This is a genomic window from Soonwooa purpurea (assembly GCF_053891095.1).
The window spans coordinates 1-2,037 of the sequence record NZ_JBSSMA010000049.1 but is presented as its reverse complement, the minus strand read 5'-3'; the positions used below and the strand labels follow the sequence as shown (position 1 = coordinate 2,037).

The window sequence follows — 2,037 nt, the reverse complement described above, 5'->3', positions numbered from 1 at the left end:
TTTCATTTCTGTTTTCCTTTGTTTGCAACTGATTATTATCAGTCCTAAAATTAATATCCAAAGTAGTTTTTTTTTCATTTATCAATGTTTAACTGTTATGCTGGTATCTTTCACAATGCCCGCTAACGAAAAATGGTAGCCGTAGTTGCCGGATTTACAGCACTTTCGTATCAATTTAGCACTTCGGTTCGTTAAAAGCACCAAAGTATCAAGTTGGCACGAAAGCCGGCAATTATCGGCTACCATATGTTAGTGGCATTTATCATTTCATTATATTCATTTGCTTTAACGCATTTTTTGTTACATTAATTCTCGATGAAATAAAATCATCAACATTCAATCCGTCTGTCGGAATTACATTTGTTGCAAAAAAATAAACATTAGATTTTGTTTCAACATAACCAACAAACCAACCATTATATTTTTCTTCTATCGAACTTAATCCAGTCTTACCGCTTAAAATGTAATTTTCAGTTCGCTCAATTTCCATAATATTTTTGACAATCTTTATTGTCCTATCAGAAATTGGAAATTTTGAAAAATAGAATTTCCTTAAAAAGTCGATTTGTTGTTTTTGAGATATTTTTGAATTTCCTTCAAGCCAAAAATTGTCAATCGTTAAACTGTCAAAAATCATATTTTTATACTCAAATTTTTCTAAATATTCTTTCATTTTAATTGTTCCGATTTTCCTTGCAATTTCCTGATAGCAAGGAACACAGGAAATTCTAAAAGCATCTTTAAATGATAAATCTTTTTCCCAAATATCCATTTTTCTCTGCTCGCCATTCCATTTTAAAATAGTTGTATCATTTTCAATAATGCCTAATTCAACAGCAATTATAGAATTTGGAATTTTGAATGTTGATGCAGGTAATTTTCCGTTTTTAGCCCAATCAAAGTCATTTGAGTAAAAAGTATTCTTGTCGTTATCATAAATTAGAATTGAACCATTTACTTGAAAACTATCTAAAATTTTGTCAAAATCAGAAATTTCTGTTTCAATTATGTTTTTATTCGTTGTTGTGTTACAGCAAACAAATAAAAATATCATTGAAATAAAAACTACAAATAAAATATTTTTCATTTATTGTCTAATTATCGTTTGTTTTTGTTGCCACTAACGGGAAACGCATTGGCGAAGTGGCGGATAAATTGGACAAAAAGTTCAATTTAGCAGTGACGTAGCCGATGTGTTTCCACAGAAGCTAAATTATTAAAAAAAGCTGAATGTGGAACACATTCGGCGGAATAAAATGCACAAAAGTTGAGTTTGGCACTTAACCCGCCATTTTGCCAATGCGATGTTATATGCCGTATTTTTTGATAAGATAATTTAAGTCAGCTTCGTTTAAAATTCTAATGTTTGCTTTTTTTGATTGGTTTAAGTCGTTTATTTTTTGGATTTTTGACCAACCACAATCTTCACCTGCAAAAACAAAATCTACTTTACCTGTTATTCCTGATTTTATTTGTCCACCAATTTTCATTAGAAAAGTTTTTATTTCTTCTCTTTCTATTGAAAAGTTGCCCGTAATAACTATTCCTTTTCCTATTAAATCAATGTTTTCAAGTTCGTTTTGAGTTATTTGATAATTTGATAAATGCTCTTCATTTTCTTCTAAAACATCTTCACTTGGTTGATTGAAATAATTATTATTTGTTTTAGGCTGGTCATCAATTTTTCTTATTAGTTCTTGATAACTTGGATACTTGTCAGTCAATTCGCCAAATATTAAAGCACAAAGTTTTGCATCGAATTCTGGGTCGTGATGATTTGTTACTTCTAAGTCCAAACTCTCTGCTAAATCTTTTATTTTTTTAGGCATCCCAAGTTTATCTGCAAATAACATTGTGTCAATATAACTTATGACATATGGTTTTAAATTATAATGTTCATATAGATTTTTCTGATTATCCGTTTATGCACCTGTTATATTCGCAATTACTAGTCTGTCAAAGAGTTTGTCTCCAAAATACCGTCTGTTTAATTTGTAAATAAACTCGTTGAGATACAACTGTAAGTATTTCCTTTTG

At 29.7% G+C, this 2,037-nt stretch carries 2 protein-coding genes and 1 pseudogene; all 3 read right to left on the bottom strand.

Features of this window, described 5'->3' with window-relative positions:
- Positions 1–262: 262 nt before the first annotated feature.
- Positions 263–1,087, bottom strand: a complete 825-nt coding sequence (locus ACVFVN_RS14635) for a class D beta-lactamase OXA-347 (RefSeq protein WP_004295324.1) — start codon at positions 1,085–1,087, stop codon at positions 263–265.
- Positions 1,088–1,307: 220 nt separating this feature from the next.
- A complete protein-coding gene (locus ACVFVN_RS14630; protein WP_005807148.1) occupies positions 1,308–1,853 on the bottom strand; it encodes a BRCT domain-containing protein in 546 nt (181 codons plus the stop codon).
- Between the two features lie 69 nt (positions 1,854–1,922).
- A pseudogene (locus ACVFVN_RS14625) lies at positions 1,923–2,037 on the bottom strand (IS1595 family transposase); the annotation flags it as partial.